Origin of the sequence: Clostridium sp. chh4-2 (assembly GCF_002899675.1) — a bacterium.
GTDB lineage: Bacteria > Bacillota > Clostridia > Lachnospirales > Lachnospiraceae > CHH4-2.
The window spans coordinates 93,213-110,342 of the sequence record NZ_PKUU01000026.1 but is presented as its reverse complement, the minus strand read 5'-3'; the positions used below and the strand labels follow the sequence as shown (position 1 = coordinate 110,342).

The following is a 17,130-nucleotide window of genomic DNA, read 5'->3' as shown; positions in this document are numbered from 1 at the left end:
GGCCTTAGTTGTTCTTAGGGGCGAATCCCGAATCCGATCTGGCTGCATCTTCCTTCCCCGGCCCGGACGGCCCCTCCGACCTTCGTCTCCCGGCTCCGAATCCCGATTCCGGGCGTACCTTTCCGCCAAATCTGTTAAATAACAATTTTAGCAATTACAAATTCAAACTCAATATCCTCTTCTCCGCTCACGCAGTACTCCGGATACACCGGTGCTCCCCAGCTGTCGTCTCCGCCCACGCCGCGCTGTTTTCCGAGGATATTCACAACCGTGTAACGGACAGGCGGAAGCTCTTCTATATGAAGGGCCGATTCCATTTCTTCAGCCGTATAAGGAAGCACGCTCATCTCAAACGGTTCTCCATCCGCCGTAAATCTGATTCCATTACCGTCTCTTCTCTTCACTTCCAGCCATCTGACTCCGGTCCTGTTCCCGCATTCCTGGGGAACCAGGTAGCGGGACAGGTTCTCCTGAGGCGTGCAGCGGTAAATTCCAAGCCTGGCTCCGTCTCCACGGTCACAATAATTCTCATCCGGCCCTTTTCCGTACCATTCAAAGGAGTCGGCATCATCCATAAAACGGAATCTCATGCCGAATAACGGCAGTTCAGGAAGTCCCTGTTTTCCATAATAATGGGCTTTTACCCGGATCTTTCCGTCCGCAGTCACCGTATACGTTACCTGTGTTCTCGTCTTTGGCACCGTTGTCAATTCATAATTATAACTGAACGTAATTCTGTCTTTTTCCTCTATTATCTCCAATTCCTTTTTGCAGAAACGCTGGAACATTCCGGCTCCCATCCAGACAGCGCTGTCTATGTCAAACTGGTTTCCCCTGTCATTATCCGTGACCGCTCTCCAGTAAACAGGCATCGGAGGCCTTGTAATCCATTCTTTTCCATCATAGCGCAGCGACACGATACCGCCCTCCTGCTTGGAAAACAGCACGTGAAAATCCCGGCCGCCAACGCCGATATTCACATCGCCGTGGATGATGGTCATCGGAGCGCTTTCCGTCTTCCGGCAAACCGATTTCGTTTTTGTTTCCATTTCCGATTTCGTTTCCGCTTCTAAATCCGCCGAATCTCCCGAATCCCCCGGACGTTTTATAACCTGTTCACCAAATGCAGTTTCGAAACCGGCCTTGGCCCAAAGAGCGTCCTCTTTCAGCACGGCGCTTACCTGATATGCGTACTCGCCCGCCTCTTTAAACTCCGGCATATCCACCGAACTATATCCCCGGTCCATAGGCGGTATCACCGCTTCAAAACGGGCCTTCCAGATTGGCCTTCCGTCTTTTAAGACCGTATAGATGAATTCATACCGCTCTGTGGTACAGAACATATGCTTATTGCGAATCCACACGCCGCCCTGTTCCGGTTCAAGAGTCAGATACTGATACAGGAATTTTACTTCCTGTGCCTTGGGAGAAATGGTTCTGTCCCCATAGACGATTCCATTCCCGCAGAAATTATAGTCTGTGGGACGGTCCGTAAAATCACCGCCGTAGCCCAGGACTTCCCTTCCGTCCTTTCCAATCACCGCCACGGCCTGATCGATGTAATCCCATATGAAACCGCCCTGATACATAGGATAACGGTCTGCCAAACCGGTGTATTTTTTCATACCGCCCAGGGAATTTCCCATGGCGTGCATGTATTCGCAGAGAATAAACGGCTTTTCCGGATCATTTTGAAGATAGGCCTCCACTTCCGCAGGCTTTGCGTACATGCGGCTTTCCATATCGCTGATCTCGTTAAACTCCCGGTTCCAGAACACGCCTTCATAGTGGACCAGCCTAGTGTCGTCGTGTTCTTTGAAAAAGCGGGACATGGCTAAGATGTCCTCTCCCGCATAGGATTCATTTCCGCAGGACCATATCAGCACCGACGGATGGTTTTTATCCCTCTCAAACATGGAAGCGGCCCGGTCCACAACTGCGGCCTTCCACTCAGGAAGGGACCCCGGCACGTTCCAGGACGGCTCGCACTCGCCCATCTTCTGCCAGGAACCGTGGCTCTCCAAATTGGCTTCGTCAATCAGGTAAATGCCGTATTCGTCGCAAAGTTCGTACCACATGGACTGGTTTGGATAATGGCAGGTTCTGACCGCATTGATATTGTGCTGTTTCATAAAACGAATGTCCCATAGCATATCTTCCTTCGTGACGGCGCGCCCCCGGCGCACGTTGAACTCATGGCGGTTGATGCCGTTAAATACCAGGCGTTTTCCATTCAGACACATAATCCGGCCGATCATCTCAAATTTCCGGAATCCTGTCTTCTGCAAAACGACTTCTTTCACATTGCCGGACAAATCTTTTATGGTTATGAGAAGCGTGTAACGGTAAGGCGATTCGCTGCTCCAGGTATGTACAGAAGGAATCCGTTCCTCCAAAACCGCTTTTTCCCCGCAGCCGGACTGGTCCCAGCTGCAGACCGTGCGGCCGCTTTCATCATTCAGCTTTGCCAAAATCCGGTATTCCCCTGAAGCTCCCATCAGCTCAAGTTCTGCCCGGATCAGGCCGTCCTGATATTCATTTATGAGATCCGCTTTGACAAATAAATCCCTGACATGGATTTCAGGCACCGCATAGAGATAGACATCCCGGAAGATGCCGGAAAACCGGAAGAAATCCTGATCCTCAATCCAGCTGGCGCTGCTCCGCTTGTAAACTTCCACCGCCAGGCGGTTTCCCGTTTTGCGGATATAAGGCGTCAGTTCAAATTCGGACGGGGTAAAGGAATCCTCTCCATATCCGATAAAATGTCCGTTGAGCCACACGTAACATGCGGTTTCCACACCCTGCAGAGAAAGGAATATCCGCTTATGTTCCAGACTTTCTTCCAGATCAAATTCTCTGACATAGCTTCCAACCGGGTTATAATCCCAGTCAATGTGAGGCGGACGAAGCTCGGAATGTCCGTCCCAGGGGTACATGGTATTGATATACTGACATTTATCATATCCTTGAAGCTGTATATGACCGGGCACCTGAATTTCATCAAATCCGGTGAGATCATAATTCTCCTGATAAAATTCCGTTTTACGCAGGGAAGGATTTTCTGCATAGGAAAATTTCCAGGTTCCGTTTAAAGACTGGCGCAGTTTCATATTTCCCTGCTCCATCTCCTCTTCATTTTCATAGTACAAATGGTCCGAATGCGCCTGCAGGCGGTTTACCGAAAAAACCTGCGGGTCCTCCAGCCATGCCATGTCCGGTGTCATTTCTTCAATCCTCTGACTCATATTGTTCCTCCTCTAAGATGTCTGCCTTAACAAGTTCAGCCTTCCAATGGTTGTCTTTTCGCACCTATCTTACTCCTTAACAGCCCCGGCTGCAATACCTGCCAAAATATATTTTTGGAAAAACAGGTAGATTAAAATGGTCGGAAGCATGATGATGATGATCCCGGCCGCCAGTTTCTGCCAGGAGCCCTGCTGCGCGTTGGCATAGTTCATCAGGAATGTGGTCAGCGTGCGCAGTTTATTTTTAGGCATATATAAATATGGAATATACATATCGTTGATAATTGTAATGGCTTTGATGATGATAACGGTGGCCGTAGCAGGCGCTAAAAGCGGAAGAATAATCCTCCGGTACAGCCCGAAATAGGAACAGCCGTCAAGCAGCGCGCTCTCATCCAGAGAAACCGACAGCGTGGAGATGAACTGGCGGTAGATGTAGAGCTGCATCAGGTCGGAGGCCACGTAGATCACGATGGGAGCCCCTAACGTGTTATAGAGCCCCAGGCCGTTGATGATTTTAAACCTGGCAATCTCAGTTACAAAGCTTGGAATCAGCATTCCTAAAAAGAACATGGACATGATTACATTTTTAAACCGGAACTGGAAACGTTCCAGGATAAATGCGGTCATGGTTCCGAACATGACGTTGAAGAAAATGCTGACCGCCAGAATGATTCCCGTATTTTTAAAACCGATTATCAGGTATTTATCCCCTAAAACCTTCATAAAGTTTTCAAGCGTGATGCGCGCAAAGGGAGGAAGCAGAAGTGGGGAAGTCTTTACCATATCCGCTTTCGTCTTCAAGGCCGCAAACAGGGTCAGCACAATCGGAGCCAGCACAATTAAAACCATTCCGATACAGATGATCTGCTTTAACAACTGCAGTAATGTACGCTTTTTCATCTATTTATTCCCTCCTTTTCCGATTATTCCGTGAATCACCTTGTTCTGAATCACATAGATCACCACGATCATCAGCATAATCGCAACCGCCATGGTGGAAGCCAACCCGAAATTGCTGTATTTAAATGCGGTGTCGATGGTGTATAACGTGAAGGTGGAGGACGCGTAACCGGGGCCGCCACTGGTCATAACGTAAGGGATATCGAATACCTGGAGCGCTCCGCGGATATTGTCAAACAGAACGAAATCCACCATCAGCATGATGGCCGGAATCTGGATATGGCGGAAAAGCTGCCATGCGTTAGCCCCGTCCACTGCCGCCGCTTCCTGCACATCCTGAGGAAGAGATTGGAGAGCCGCCATGAAAAGAATCACGTGATAACCGGAAAAGCGCCACAGCGATACGCTGGTTAACACGAAATTGACGATTTTCGTATCGGACAGCCAGTTATGTATCAGTGATTCCAAATGGAATAAAGTGAGAATTCCATCAAACGCTCCGTTAATCGGGGAAAAGAAGTAGGAAAATGCATAGGATATTGCAACGCCGTTGATGATATAAGGCATGAACACCATCGTCTTATAAAATTTCGCCGCCCGGAGTTTTGATGTGAGAAGAACTGCAAAAGCCAGTTCTATGGGAATAAAGATCAGATGGCCTGCAAAATATACCGCGTTGTTTCTCAGGGAAAGCCACAGATCTTTATTGTGCAGCATTCCGATGTAATTATCAATTCCGATCCAGCTGTAGCTGGCTGAATAACCGTCCCAATTGGTAAAACTCATACGGATCAAATCGATTGCCGGAAATACAACGAATCCGGTCAGCAGTGCCATCGGTATGAGCAGTGAACATATAATGAATCTCTTTTTTTGCTTTTCCAGTGAATTCATAGATGCCTCCCTCTATTTTTCTAATTTATTGGCAGAATCAAACATCAGACAATGACGTCCGGCGCTGATTTTGGGCATAAAAAGGGACAGGACATTATGCGAAAGCCCTATCCCCTTACTTTTTTACTGCTGTTTGCTATTTGATTCCCAGCTTAGCTCTGGCTCCCGCCCATTTCTCATTGAGAGCATCTAACTCCTTGGTTAAATCAAAGCCTTCTGTAAACATCTGAGCGCCCAGTTTCTTATAGTCAAATGCGATTTCATTCTGGATTGCCTGGAAATCGTCACTGCCTCCGTCATACATAACCAGTTCCATATCCGGCTGCAGCGCATCTGCTTCTGCCAGAATCGGGTCTTTTTCCTTAGGGAAATTGGTCATGGAAGAAGCGCTTGTTACATAGTTAATGTATCCGGGATACCAGTCTTCACTGTAAAACCATTCCACAAATGCCTTTGCCAGTTCCGGATTCTTGCTGTGTGTGGTTACTCCCATAAAGGAATCGCCCTGAACGATTACGCGGAACGGATCGTCTTTGCTGTCTCTCACAGGCAGATAGAAGGTTCCAAGTTCGGAAAGATCATCTGCGCCGTTCTGGATATTCTGAAGTCCCCAGTCGCCCAGCGCCAGAATTGCAGCCTGTTTCTGTGCAAATAAAGAGGTTACCTGATCGCTTCCCATTCCGAGCGGATCTTTGCCAAATACATCGGTGGTGAATAAATCATATACTTTGTCGTATGCTTTTCTGATATCTGTGCCTTCTGCAAACGGAGCATCTGTCTTAGCCATGTCATTCCAGTTCTGTCCGTTTCCGCCTTCCAGCGCAGGCATAAATTCCATATACGGATAGTCCGGCCATTCGTCTTTTGCGCCAAGGCCGATTGCCATGAAATCCGGGTTGTCCTTGCCGTAATAGGCCTGAAGCGTCTCAGCCGCTGTTTTCAGCTCATCCCATGTGGTTGGAACTTCTACGCCCGCTTCTTTAAACATATCCTTCCAGTAAAATACATATTCATAACCGGCCGTCATAGGAACGCCTAAGATCTTTCCGTCAATGGCATATCCGGAAGCCAGTTCGTTGTTCTTGGCTGCGTCCAGACCGGATAAATCGATCAGATAATCTTTGAATCTGGATAATGTAAACGGTTTATTAAACATCACGTCCGGAAGCTGGTTTGCCGATGTACGCATCTTCATAGCATTCCAGTATTCGGAATCGTCTTTTATTTTTTCCACTTCAATATCCGCATTGGGATATTTTTCCTGGAATTTGCCAACCATGTCATTTTCATCTATGTATTCCATCAGGTTATTGTCCCAGATGGCAAAAACCAGGCTTCCTTCCAAGTCCTCTGCTGCCGCTCCTGCTTCTGAAGATCCTGCTTCTGCTGCCCCGGTCTGAACGGCCGCGGTATCCCCCGTTTTTTCCGTCGTACCGGAAGCCGGGCTGCTGGATGAAGAGCATCCTGAAACCGCCCCTACTGCCATGGCCGCGCATAATCCCAATGCTGCTAATCTCTTTCTCATTGTAATACCTCCCTTGTTTTGATGGATTTATCTTATCATTTCCGTTTGTGTTTCTCCATGAACAAAGGTTGGATTTCTTGATATATGGTTAGATGTTTCTCAAACCTCTCCTTTGCGGTAGCTGCCCGGGCTCATCCGGCACACTTTTTTAAACACTCTGGTAAAATGCTCCACATTATTGTATCCTACCTGCTGGCTGATTTCGTACATCTTTAAGTCTGTCTTATCCATCAGCTCCCTGGCCTTGCGTATGCGGACCTCGGTCAGGTAATTGCTGAATGTGGTGCCCTCCTCTTTTGTAAACCTGGAGCTGAAATATTTTTCATTCAACCCGATATATCCGGCCACGCTTCCGAGCGAAAGCTCCGGATTGGCATAATTGTCCATGATAAACCGTTTGGCCCGGATCATCAGATCCGTCTGTTTTCTGTCCTGATGATTCCGGGCATAATCCATGATCCATCTGAAATAATTATTCATCCACAATTCCAAATTCCGCATCTCGAAAATCCGGTGGATCTTCTCATAATAATTCACTTCGTCCGCAAACAGGGAATTGATATCGTCGTGGCTGTCCTGAAGCAGCCATGCCAGCTGACAGATCAGCTGCAGGCACCTCTCTTTTGCCGGTTCCAGCCCGTTTTGGTAAAATTCCCCGAATAACGATTTCTTTTCTTCATTCACCGTCAGCTCATCGCCGACCAGCAGACCGTGAAGCAGTTTTTCATAGACCGTTCCTGCCTCCTGCACCTGGGAAAAGATTACCGCATCCTTTTCCCAAGGATAGCAGATTTGCGCCTGGCCTTTTAAATACCTGAGTCTCAGCTGTTGTCCCGCCTCCTCAAATCTGTCTAAAAACTGAGAACAGCCGTTCCCCATACTGCTGATTCCGGCGGAAACGGAAAGATTCATATAGTTATTCCAGACCCTGCACAGCTGCCGGCAGGTGGAAACCACATTTTCCCTATACTGCTCTTTATCGTTAATGCAGTACAGCATCACATAGCGGGAGGGAGAAATGGTTCCCAGCACGCAGTGGGCCACCACTCTGGGAATCTGTCCTGCAAATTCCAGCATTGGCTTTGTCAGCTGTTCTTCCAAACTTCCGTCAAACCGGCCCGCATGGCGCAGGAAATCTTCGATCTCAAACTGAACCACCAGATATTCTCCGCTTGGAAATCCCGGATGCTTTTCCCGTCTTCCTACGGCAAGATCCGCCAGCTGACGCCCGCCAAATACTTCTTCGGCCTGATCGGAAACCTTTTCGTCTCCACGTTCCCCGCTCTGTCCCCACTCTTCCCGGTTCAGGCGCTCCAGCATGGATGTCAAAAGCTCTTCATTTAGATCGGCTTTTAAAAGATAGTCAAGAGCTCCCAGGCGGAAGGCATCTCTTACCAGAGTAAAATCGTCATAACCGCTGAGTGCCAGCACCTTAGGCATCCTCGGAAGGCGGTTCATCTCCTTTAAAAGACCGATTCCATCCATAACCGGCATCTTCATATCCGTAATCACCAGGTCAATGTCATGCTCCTTCAGACATTGCAGCGCCTGCTCCCCATGAATGGCGTCCGCCACGATCTGATACCCTAAATCTTCCCATTTTACCAAAGCGTGAAGCGTTATTCTGACAATGGTATCGTCATCCACAATCAACACATTTTTCATCGGTCCTTGTCCCCCTTTCGCCTGATCGGAAGCCGGATCACGGTCCTCATATAAACTCCCTTTTCACTCTTCATCGTAAATTCACAGTCATTTCCATAGTTCAGCACCAGCCTGGTATTGACGTTGGTGATGCCGATGCTCTGATTCTCTTGTTTTTCCCTGTCTTCCTTATCGAAAATACTTCTGATCTCTTCCTGAGTCATGCCTTTTCCATTATCTTCGATCTGAATGACCAGAACATGTTCCTGCTGCCGGGCCGATATCCGTATCTTTCCGATCTCGTCTATCAGTTCGGTAAAGCCATGGACGATGGAATTTTCCACCACAGGCTGTAAAATCAGCCGCGGAAGCAGACAGTCCAAACAGGCATCCTCAATCTCATATTCGATTTCAAATCCGTTGGAATACCGGATCTGCATCAGATAGATAAAACTATCCAATACCTCCAGTTCCTCTTTCAGCGTATAAAACCCGGAGTTGCTGCGGAAGGAGCAGGACAGAATCTTCATCAGCGCTTCCGCCATCCTGGCTATGGAATCAAACTTGGATACCTGGGCGATAAACCGGATGGAACTCAGAGAATTTACGAGGAAATGAGGATTGATCTGGGATTGGAGCGCCCGTATCTCCGCCTCATGCTTCTTCTGCTGGTGTTCCTCGTTGTCCTGGATCAGCTGCCCCAGATGACGGGTCATCTGATTGAAGGAATGGATCATGGTGCACAGTTCCGCCTGCCCTGCCGGTTCCACATGAACGTTTAAGTTTCCTTCCTCCACTTTTTTCATCCCTTCCACGGTGTTGTGAATGGGTTCGATAATATTTTTGAGGAAATAGCTGGAGAAAAAATAGAACAACAGGAACAGGAACAAAGTAACCGCAATTATTGCCATCGCAGTCCTGTTAAATGATTTTGTCAGCGTCTCCGAAGCCACCACGCTCACAATCCTGCATCCGCTCTCCGGCTCCTGGGACGTCACATAAACGTACTGTTTCCCTTTTATCCGCTCTTTCGTTACCCCTTCTTTTAAAAATGCTTTGTTTTCCGGCAAAAGTTCCCCGGCATTCTGCCTGTCAAAGAGGATTTCCCCATCCTTTCCAAGAATCATCGTGGAACCCAGCACGCCTTCCTTATCATAATCCCGGATCAGATTGCCCACCTTAGAGGACACAAATACGGCTACCATCTCAATATTGCCGTCCCGGTCCACATCGATCCCGGGAGACAGGCCCGCCGCCAGAGTAAAGGCATTGGACACCCGGTAGGAAAATGTGACACCCGTATTATAAAAACCGGTTTTTACCATATTCTTATCCTTTAAAGCCGCCTGATACCAGTCGGATTCCTTCACCTCTTCATCTGCTAAAAGGACGTCGTCCTTCATATAGGTAGACCTGCCGCTTTTCATATAGAAGATTGTGGACAGCACATCCTGAACCGGAACCATGGCATAGTTAAAGGACTCGGTCAGATCTCCGGCCGCCGCATGAAGATTTGCGATATCATCCGTATCCGTCCTGGCCGCCTTTTTCATGATTTCATTATCATTGACATAAATCAGATGGGACAGCCGCATGGAAACATCTTTTATTTCCGTGTTGAGCGTGGATACAATATTATCCTGGGCCCGCCTGATCGTTTTGATGGCCGCATCCCGCATCATGGATCGGATAATCCCTGTGGAAATGAGGATGATCAGCAGGATCGGAACCGCAATCAAGGCAATAAAACTGCGGTAATATGAAGTTTTCAGTTCCTGCTTTTTGTCAATCCACATTTTCAAGTCCTCCGCTCACATTTACAGCAGTTCAGCCTTTTCGCACTTGTGCAGGCGCTCCTGCTTTTTCCATTTGGCTATTATTTTATCATGGATCAGGAAATTTGTGGTATTTTTCTTGCATTGCAGCCAGGGCCGCATTATAGTAGAACATAAGAAGTCTTTGGATTAATCGGAGGGGATCATCTGTGAGTATATTAGAGAAATTACTGTATTTTTTTGTGCCCGATATAGAGGACCGGCTGATGAATGCAATTGATAAATTAAATAACGGCGGGTCTGAAGAAGACATTGATACCATAGTCAATGATTACTTTCATCTGATTAAAAAGACCGGGCGGAAACTATTACGGTTTAAAAAGCCCAAAAAAGTAGAATTTACCGATCACGATATGATCCTTATGGTCGATGATATCGAATACGACTTTGATGCCTATATCCATCATAACGATTCGCGTAATTCCAGCAGAAAATACGAGATTGAGATCTTATTCACCTCCAACCTGTCCAGAGAAACTGTCCGGCAGAGATTAATGGAAAAAATTGACCGTGATTGGTGGCCCTTCTCCCGGAAATAATCGTAAGAAATGAAAGGTGACAGCCTTACCGCCAGACGGTATAATAGGCTCATACATCGTTTGCCGTCAGGCAGATAAAAACAGAAGGGAATCTCTTCCAATGAAAAAAAGGATTTTATTATTAGCCATATGTTTGCTTTGCACCGGCTGTTCTTCTCCGGTGAATTCCCGGTCAAATGCTTCCGTCGAGATCAGCTCTGCATCAGCAGCAGAGCTCATAGAGCCAATTGAAACTGATGACCATTCCGCATTCGAAGCAGTGGAAGCCGGCGATACGGAAACCGGCGGGATTACCCAGACTTATTATAATCCCCTTCATGCCCATGCAGAAAAAGACCACTATGAATTAAGCGGCAAAATTATTTTAAAAGAACAGCGCGGACTGATAAAAATAGAAGCGCCTGAGGATACGGATCTCACGGTAAAGGGATCGATTACGCGGGTGATGGGAGAAATCCAGCTCATATACCTGGATTCAGACGGAACATCCGTCACTTTGGCAAACATGGAAACGGATGGCGATCAGACATTAGAAATTGATACGACAGTCCATACAAAAACCGGAAAAGGTTCCATCTACTTTTCCGGTTCCTCCTCGGAATATGATTTTGACCTCAGCTTATGGCCGTCTGATGACATCAATTACTATCTGCCGTAGCTTAAAAATTTACATCAAGGGTGAAGGCATTTTCGAAAATGCCTTCACCCTTGATGTAAATTTCCGGCTAGCCAAGGGACAGCAGATGCTGTCCGATTTCAAAACTTAACTTCAATGCTGTAGGAAGCACCTCATCCGGCAGCCGGTTAGCATAATTATGAGCCTCAAACGAAAAATCTCCCCGGTACCCGATTTCCTTCAGCGTCTTCATGATAATCTCCCAATCCATATTCCCAAAGAAGGGCATCACATGCATCAAAGATGCGTCGGTCATGCTGTGAGTATCCGACACATGGGTAGCCATCAGGCGTTTCCCGATATGAAGCAGAGCGGCCCGCTGATCCTGTCTCATGATCTCTCCATGTTCAAAATCCCAGCAGATGCCGATCTCCGGAATGTGAATCGTGTTGATTAAATCCACCAGTTCTTCCGGACTGGAACAGTATTTTCTCAAAGGCGCCATGGAATAATCGCACATATTCTCGATGGCGAGGGAGATTCCAAACCGCCCCGCTTCCTCCATAAGCCTTGAAAAATACTCATAGTTGGCATTCCGGGAAGAGCTGATAAAACGCACATCTCCCCGGACTGTCTCCGGGTGGGTGACGCATACACCGGCTCCCAAAACCGCACAGCATTCAATGGAGCGCAGTACCAACTCCTGCTGGTATTTCTTCTCCTCTTCCGTCATATCCGGTGATAAAAAATCATAAAAATGAGCATGGCATTGCCCGAAGGACACCCCAAGGCGCCTCATCTCCTGTGCCGTGTCTTCGATCCATTCTCTCCAGCCCTCCGTCAAAAACGGAGAGCCCGGAAGAACCCAGTCGTAAAAACACATATCAAAACGGTCAAATCCCGCCTCACTTGCCAATCTCAGCGTCTCTTTCAGCGGCACCGTCCGGCTGCCCGGCCTGGCAAATAATATATTCGTTGATGTTGATAATCTCATATAAACTCCTTTAGCCGCTGCTGCGGATTTTTCTATTCGGTAACTGCAGCCCCGCAGGCCAGCACACGGCAGGCCAAAAGCTCGGTCAGCCGTTTAAAATCATAATGATAAGCTGCATTCAGATCTGAGGAGTTATCAAAATTCCCTGCATTATCAAACAGCGTCATTCCCGTCGTAATCTCTCCCATGGTCTCCACCGCGGTCTTTCCGTTGACAAAACCGGCGATCTGCGGGTCCACCGCATATGCCACCGCCATGGCGTCCACGAATAAACCGGCAGGTTCCAATCCTCTCGTCGCCAAAAAGCGCTTGGCATCCGTCAAAAAACGATGAGGCATGGTTCCAGGCGTGCCCGACCGCACTAAGCTGTCATGGATTTCATTGGTTAGCTGTCCCGTCACGTCCACTCCCATGGCCCATATGGGAATCCCGGATTCCAAAACGATCTTGGCCGCTTCCGGGTCCACGCTCACGTTCCATTCCCGCCTGGCATTATATATGCCCTCTTTCCGGCAGACGCCGTAAGAGCCGTTAATGGTGATGATTGATGCCAGATCTTTCGCTAATTGAGGCTCCTTTAACAGAGCTTCCGCCAGATTGGTCATAGGAGAGGTAGAGATAATTGTCAGTTTTCCCGGGTACTGTCTGGCTGTTTCTATTATCAGATCTACCGCATTTTCTTTGGTTGTTGGGGTGCCGTTAAATGGCAGAAATGTTTCTGCCATTCCGTCCCGGCCGGAATAGATGTCGTCCATACACAGAGACCGTTTTAACGGCTTTTCGGCTCCTCTTGCCACCGGAATTTCTGTCTTCCTGTAATGTTCCAGAACTTTTAACGCATTTTGGGCGCACTTGTCCACATCCCGGTTTCCTGCCACAACGGTCACTCCATGGATGATCAGCTCTTCGGAATTTAATGCCAGCATTAAGGCCAGGGCGTCATCCGCTCCCGGATCACAGTCTATTATCACATGTTTTTTCTCCATATTGCCCGTTCCTTCCTTAATCTAAAGGATTAGCCCTATAATAATCGTTGATCGCCGCATTACAGCCTTCGATAATGGATTTTGCCGTATCCTCTTTGGATAAATCCCCTTTCGCAAACAGGATTAATGCCTCTTTCACCACAGTTTTTATCTCACCTGCGTTTGGATAGTATGGCTCCTGAAGCATTGGGCTGGAATGCTCGATCTGGGCGATTGCTGTTTTAAGTTCCGGTTCCTTTTCTAAAAATTCTGTCATCTCAGGCAGATCATAGGTTTTTTCATTCACCGGCACATATCCGGTATTCTGGCTCCAGAACAGCTGGGTTTCCGGGGACAGGCAGTATTGGATGAACTCCCAGGAAGCCTCTAATTTCTTTGGATCGTCCTTATTGATCATGAACAGGCCGCCGCCGCTGACGGAAGCTCCGCCGTTATCACTTTCATTTACTTTCGGAAGATCGGCCACGCTCCATTTAAACGTATCACCGATCAGACCTTTCATGATCTGGATTCTGGCGCTGGACATGATGACCATGGCGTGCTGCTGGTTGGCGAATTCTTCGTTCATATTGTCCACCTGGTATTTCAGGCCGCCGGTCCGGATCACTTTGTCCCACTGGGTCAAAAAGCTGTCTAAGGTTCCATTTTCATCGATAATCACTTTTGTCATAGGCGCTTTGCGGCCGCTTTCATTGTCGCCAAAATAGGAGACTTCTCCCTGTCCGGCAATCCAGCTGTTCAGTTCATAGCTGTTGGGGCAGAGATTTAAACCGTATACTTTTGTGGTATCCCCTTCTTTTTGGGTCAGCTTTGTCATATCTTCTGCCATCTGGGCGATGGTCGCGGGAGGCGTATCGATCCCGGCCGCTTCGAACATATCCTGGTTGTAATATAAAAGCAGAGTGGAGAGGGTAAGCGGCGCTCCCAGCATCTTTCCGTCAATGGAAAATGCCTCTGCCGCATTGGGAACCAGATCTTCCTTTTTCACCGCGGAATCCGGGCGGTTGATGTAATCCTCTACCCATACCATCCGTTCATAGTCTCTGACAATGTTCATATTTTCCCCGTAAATCTGGATCAGGTCCGGATGGTTTGCAATGTCCTTGGCCTGCATAACCGTGACCAGCTTATCGGTGCCGGGCCAGTTCTGATATACTGTGGTAACCTTTATCTTCTTCTCTTTTCCCACCGTGTTGTTGAAATTCTCTGTCATCTCGCCTAACTTTTCCGCCAGCTCCCCGCTGATGGAATGCCAGAATTCAATTTCCGTCACACCGTCTTCCGTCTGGGAGGCGGCTTGCTCCTGCGCCCCGCTTGTCTGGGCTCCGGCGCTTGCCTGTGCTCCGTTTCCATTTCCACATCCTGTTAAACAGGAAATTCCAAGTATTGCTGCCATTCCGATGGCCGTTGCTCTCTTTTTCATCTTCTTTTTCCCTTCTTTTTTAACCTTTCACAGAACCATTCATCATACCGCCGACTATCTTCTTTTGGAACAGCACAAACAGCACCACGGTGGGCAGCAGCGCGATCACCGCCCCGGCCATCAATGGCCCATAAGCGGTGCCTTCCGGAAATTTAAGCATTCCCACGCCCACCTGCACCGTCCGCATGGCATCTTCACTGGTGATTACCATGGGCCACAGGTACTGATTCCAAACGCTGATAAAGGAAGATATAAAAACAGTCACTATGACTGGCTTATTCGTCGGTATTAATATTTTTATAAAGAACCACAAATTGCTGCATCCATCGATATGGGAAGCCTCTTTCAGTTCCTTAGAAAAGCTCATAAACTGCTGGCGGAACAGAAAAATGTTCACCGCCGCCACCAAAAACACGATGCACATCCCCGCATATGTATTTAAAAGCCCCATCTTGGAAACCGTTATATAATTTGTCACCACCAGCACATCCGGCGGAATCATCATGGTAGCCAGCGTCATTCCAAACAGCAGCTTTTTCAGCGGAAATTCGAAAAACGCGAACGCAAACGCCGCCATGGATGCAAACAGCACCCGGAACAGGCTGGACACTGTGGCGATGATAAAGGAATTTACCGAATACCGCGCCAACATGGTGCTCTCTAAAGCGATCTTATAATTTTCCACATAAAAATCAGCGGTCACCAGCTTAGGCGGCTGGGACAAAATGGACTGGGGGCGCATCAGAGACAAGGACAGCGCATACAGGATCGGCGAAGCCATAATAAGCCCTAACGCGATCAGACATACCTGACAGACAACATCACCCCGCGTTTTTTTACCGTATTTTTTCATTGGTAGTGAACCCCCTTTTTCTCATAAAGGAAACTGAGCCATGTCATAACCGCGGCCAGGATAAATGCCACGATAGCCGCCGGAAATGCATTGGTATAATTTCCCGCCACCGCAAACTGGCTGTACATGTAATGAATGATGGTCTGGGTTGAGTGAAACGGCCCTCCGTCTGTCAGAACATTTACCAGCGCAGTCATCATCATGGAGCTTGCCAGACTGGTGCAGATGAGGAAAAACATGGTGGGCGAGGTCAAAGGCATATAGATATACCGCACCTTCTGCCACCAGGACGCCCCCTCTAAGTCAGTGCTCTCCAATATATCCTCCGGAACATTGCGTACTGCCGCCAGCATGAACAAAAATGCATATCCGCTGGACATCCAGATCGATATAATCCCGATGGCCAGCATGGCATATCTCTCATCATTCAGCCAGTTAATGTTCAGATGGAAAATGTAATTAACCGCACCAAAGGAAGGATTGTAAAGCAGTTGGAAAATAATCGCCGACACGGACATGGACATGGCCATAGGCAAGGAAAACAGCACTTCGTAAATGGAGGATGTCTTTCTCTTTTTATTTGCCAGAAGCGCTAACATCAGCCCGATTATCTTGGACGCCGGAACGGATATGAGCACATAGACAAATGTATTGACAATGGATTTGACGAATTTTGCATCCTGAAATATGTACAGATAATTGGCCAGTCCCACAAACCGTTTCGTCTCCCCCATGGAATTAACGATAAACAGGCTCATATATGCCGTCTTGATAAACGGATAAAATGTGAACACCGCAAATAAAATAATGGTTGGAGCCAGCCAAAGATATGGTTCGACGGTATGTTTTTTATCTCTCATCTTCCAATTCCTCCGATAAATAAAAGGCCCTGACCGCTTCAATAACCCCTGCGGCCAATTCATTTCTGCAGACATAATCCGCACATTGTTTCAGTTCCTCAGTCCCATTGCCGACCGCTGCCCCGATTCCGGCAAACCGGATCATGCCGATATCATTTTTATGATCCCCGATTGCCATGATATCTCCGGCAGGTATGTGAAGGGATTCGGCCAGCCGCTTCACCCCGGTTCCTTTATCACTGCTTTTCGTCGTAATATCCAGCACCCCGTCCTCATACTGTACCAGGTTCAGGACCTCTTTATATGGAAGAAACTTCTCAAGCACAAAAGAAGCGTCTTCTTTATTTTTGGCATCGGCGATCAGCACCTTCTGCATCCGAATGCTGTCCCACTCCGTCCCTTCCGGTTTCCATATGCCGTCATAGCGCCCGTAGTTTTCCATCAAATCCCGCACCCAGGGCGTCTTGCGGCAGGCCCATTCCTTCTTCCCGTCCGTAAATACCACGGACATTCCCAGTCTGTCCGCCGCCTCGATTCCGTCCCTCAGCTGCTTTGCCGGCAAAAAATCGTTCCACAGATACTCATCGCCCCAAAAAGCGCAGGCCCCGTTGCAGCCGATCACAGGCAGTTTCAGGTTAAGCCGTTTCGCCAGCCCTTCAATCCTGGCCGGTATTCTTCCACTGGCAATGGTAAACGGTATCCGGTACCGTCCGATCAAATCCGCCAGTGTCTCCAACTCTTCCGGTTCCTTCCGGTCCGTTCCGATCAAGGTCCCATCCACATCACACACAATCAATTGTATCCCCACGT

General features: G+C 48.1%; 15 protein-coding genes. 2 read left to right on the top strand and 13 right to left on the bottom strand.

The features are described from left to right. Positions 1 to 4 precede the first annotated feature (4 nt). From C0033_RS27205 to C0033_RS22355, 7 genes are all read right to left on the bottom strand, one after another. Positions 5 to 145 carry a hypothetical protein gene (locus C0033_RS27205; RefSeq protein WP_180994860.1) on the bottom strand — a complete coding sequence of 47 codons (141 nt, stop codon included), beginning with the start codon at positions 143 to 145 and terminating at the stop codon, positions 5 to 7. Next, positions 135 to 3,248 (bottom strand): glycoside hydrolase family 2 TIM barrel-domain containing protein, encoded by a 3,114-nt coding sequence (locus tag C0033_RS22380; protein WP_103230145.1) that lies wholly within the window; start codon positions 3,246 to 3,248, stop codon positions 135 to 137. The genes C0033_RS27205 and C0033_RS22380 overlap by 11 nt, the downstream gene beginning before the upstream one ends. Positions 3,249 to 3,317: 69 nt before the next feature. Continuing rightward, positions 3,318 to 4,151 (bottom strand): carbohydrate ABC transporter permease, encoded by an 834-nt coding sequence (locus C0033_RS22375; RefSeq protein ID WP_103230144.1) that lies wholly within the window; start codon positions 4,149 to 4,151, stop codon positions 3,318 to 3,320. After that, complete coding sequence (locus C0033_RS22370; RefSeq protein ID WP_103230143.1) at positions 4,152 to 5,045, bottom strand: sugar ABC transporter permease; 894 nt, start codon at positions 5,043 to 5,045, stop codon at positions 4,152 to 4,154. It abuts the gene before it with no gap. A 136-nt stretch (positions 5,046 to 5,181) separates the two neighbouring features. Continuing rightward, positions 5,182 to 6,570, bottom strand: a complete 1,389-nt coding sequence (locus tag C0033_RS22365) for an ABC transporter substrate-binding protein (protein WP_103230142.1) — start codon at positions 6,568 to 6,570, stop codon at positions 5,182 to 5,184. Positions 6,571 to 6,669: 99 nt separating this feature from the next. After that, the gene (locus C0033_RS22360; protein ID WP_103230141.1) at positions 6,670 to 8,235 is read right to left on the bottom strand and encodes a response regulator; all 1,566 of its coding nucleotides are present in this window, start codon (positions 8,233 to 8,235) and stop codon (positions 6,670 to 6,672) included. After that, a complete protein-coding gene (locus tag C0033_RS22355) occupies positions 8,232 to 10,010 on the bottom strand; it encodes a histidine kinase (RefSeq protein ID WP_103230140.1) in 1,779 nt (592 codons plus the stop codon). Before C0033_RS22355 ends, C0033_RS22360 begins: the two co-directional genes overlap by 4 nt. A gap of 188 nt (positions 10,011 to 10,198) precedes the next feature. On the opposite strand from C0033_RS22355, the gene C0033_RS22350 reads away from it, so the two are divergent. Continuing rightward, positions 10,199 to 10,588: a hypothetical protein gene (locus C0033_RS22350; RefSeq protein WP_103230139.1), complete on the top strand. Its 390-nt coding sequence runs from the start codon at positions 10,199 to 10,201 to the stop codon at positions 10,586 to 10,588. 100 nt (positions 10,589 to 10,688) lie between these two features. Further along, entirely contained in the window at positions 10,689 to 11,246 is a 558-nt protein-coding gene (locus C0033_RS22345; protein WP_103230138.1) for a hypothetical protein, read from the top strand. Between the two features lie 67 nt (positions 11,247 to 11,313). On the opposite strand, the gene C0033_RS22340 is transcribed toward C0033_RS22345, so the two are convergent. Genes C0033_RS22340 through C0033_RS22315 form a run of 6 tightly spaced genes read right to left on the bottom strand, consistent with a single transcriptional unit; the run spans position 11,314 to position 17,128 of the window. Further along, positions 11,314 to 12,198, bottom strand: a complete 885-nt coding sequence (locus C0033_RS22340; RefSeq protein ID WP_103230137.1) for a sugar phosphate isomerase/epimerase family protein — start codon at positions 12,196 to 12,198, stop codon at positions 11,314 to 11,316. Between the two features lie 32 nt (positions 12,199 to 12,230). Further along, positions 12,231 to 13,184, bottom strand: a complete 954-nt coding sequence (locus C0033_RS22335) for a nucleoside hydrolase (protein ID WP_103230136.1) — start codon at positions 13,182 to 13,184, stop codon at positions 12,231 to 12,233. A gap of 16 nt (positions 13,185 to 13,200) precedes the next feature. Further along, a complete protein-coding gene (locus C0033_RS22330; RefSeq protein WP_103230135.1) occupies positions 13,201 to 14,607 on the bottom strand; it encodes an extracellular solute-binding protein in 1,407 nt (468 codons plus the stop codon). A 19-nt stretch (positions 14,608 to 14,626) separates the two neighbouring features. Continuing rightward, complete coding sequence (locus C0033_RS22325) at positions 14,627 to 15,460, bottom strand: carbohydrate ABC transporter permease (RefSeq protein WP_103230134.1); 834 nt, start codon at positions 15,458 to 15,460, stop codon at positions 14,627 to 14,629. Further along, complete coding sequence (locus C0033_RS22320) at positions 15,457 to 16,320, bottom strand: sugar ABC transporter permease (protein WP_103230133.1); 864 nt, start codon at positions 16,318 to 16,320, stop codon at positions 15,457 to 15,459. Before C0033_RS22320 ends, C0033_RS22325 begins: the two co-directional genes overlap by 4 nt. Beyond that, a complete protein-coding gene (locus C0033_RS22315) occupies positions 16,310 to 17,128 on the bottom strand; it encodes an HAD family hydrolase (RefSeq protein ID WP_180994859.1) in 819 nt (272 codons plus the stop codon). The genes C0033_RS22320 and C0033_RS22315 overlap by 11 nt, the downstream gene beginning before the upstream one ends. Positions 17,129 to 17,130: the final 2 nt, after the last annotated feature.

Bases quoted from the DNA above. Each gene is read 5' to 3' on its own strand.
- C0033_RS22380 (WP_103230145.1), bottom strand. From the start codon at position 3,248: ATGAGTCAGAGGATTGAAGAAATGACACCGGACATGGCATGGCTGGAG.
- C0033_RS22375 (WP_103230144.1), bottom strand. From the start codon at position 4,151: ATGAAAAAGCGTACATTACTGCAGTTGTTAAAGCAGATCATCTGTATC.
- C0033_RS22370 (WP_103230143.1), bottom strand. From the start codon at position 5,045: ATGAATTCACTGGAAAAGCAAAAAAAGAGATTCATTATATGTTCACTG.
- C0033_RS22365 (WP_103230142.1), bottom strand. From the start codon at position 6,570: ATGAGAAAGAGATTAGCAGCATTGGGATTATGCGCGGCCATGGCAGTA.
- C0033_RS22360 (WP_103230141.1), bottom strand. From the start codon at position 8,235: ATGAAAAATGTGTTGATTGTGGATGACGATACCATTGTCAGAATAACG.
- C0033_RS22355 (WP_103230140.1), bottom strand. From the start codon at position 10,010: ATGTGGATTGACAAAAAGCAGGAACTGAAAACTTCATATTACCGCAGT.
- C0033_RS22345 (WP_103230138.1), top strand. From the start codon at position 10,689: ATGAAAAAAAGGATTTTATTATTAGCCATATGTTTGCTTTGCACCGGC.
- C0033_RS22340 (WP_103230137.1), bottom strand. From the start codon at position 12,198: ATGAGATTATCAACATCAACGAATATATTATTTGCCAGGCCGGGCAGC.
- C0033_RS22335 (WP_103230136.1), bottom strand. From the start codon at position 13,184: ATGGAGAAAAAACATGTGATAATAGACTGTGATCCGGGAGCGGATGAC.
- C0033_RS22330 (WP_103230135.1), bottom strand. From the start codon at position 14,607: ATGAAAAAGAGAGCAACGGCCATCGGAATGGCAGCAATACTTGGAATT.
- C0033_RS22325 (WP_103230134.1), bottom strand. From the start codon at position 15,460: ATGAAAAAATACGGTAAAAAAACGCGGGGTGATGTTGTCTGTCAGGTA.
- C0033_RS22320 (WP_103230133.1), bottom strand. From the start codon at position 16,320: ATGAGAGATAAAAAACATACCGTCGAACCATATCTTTGGCTGGCTCCA.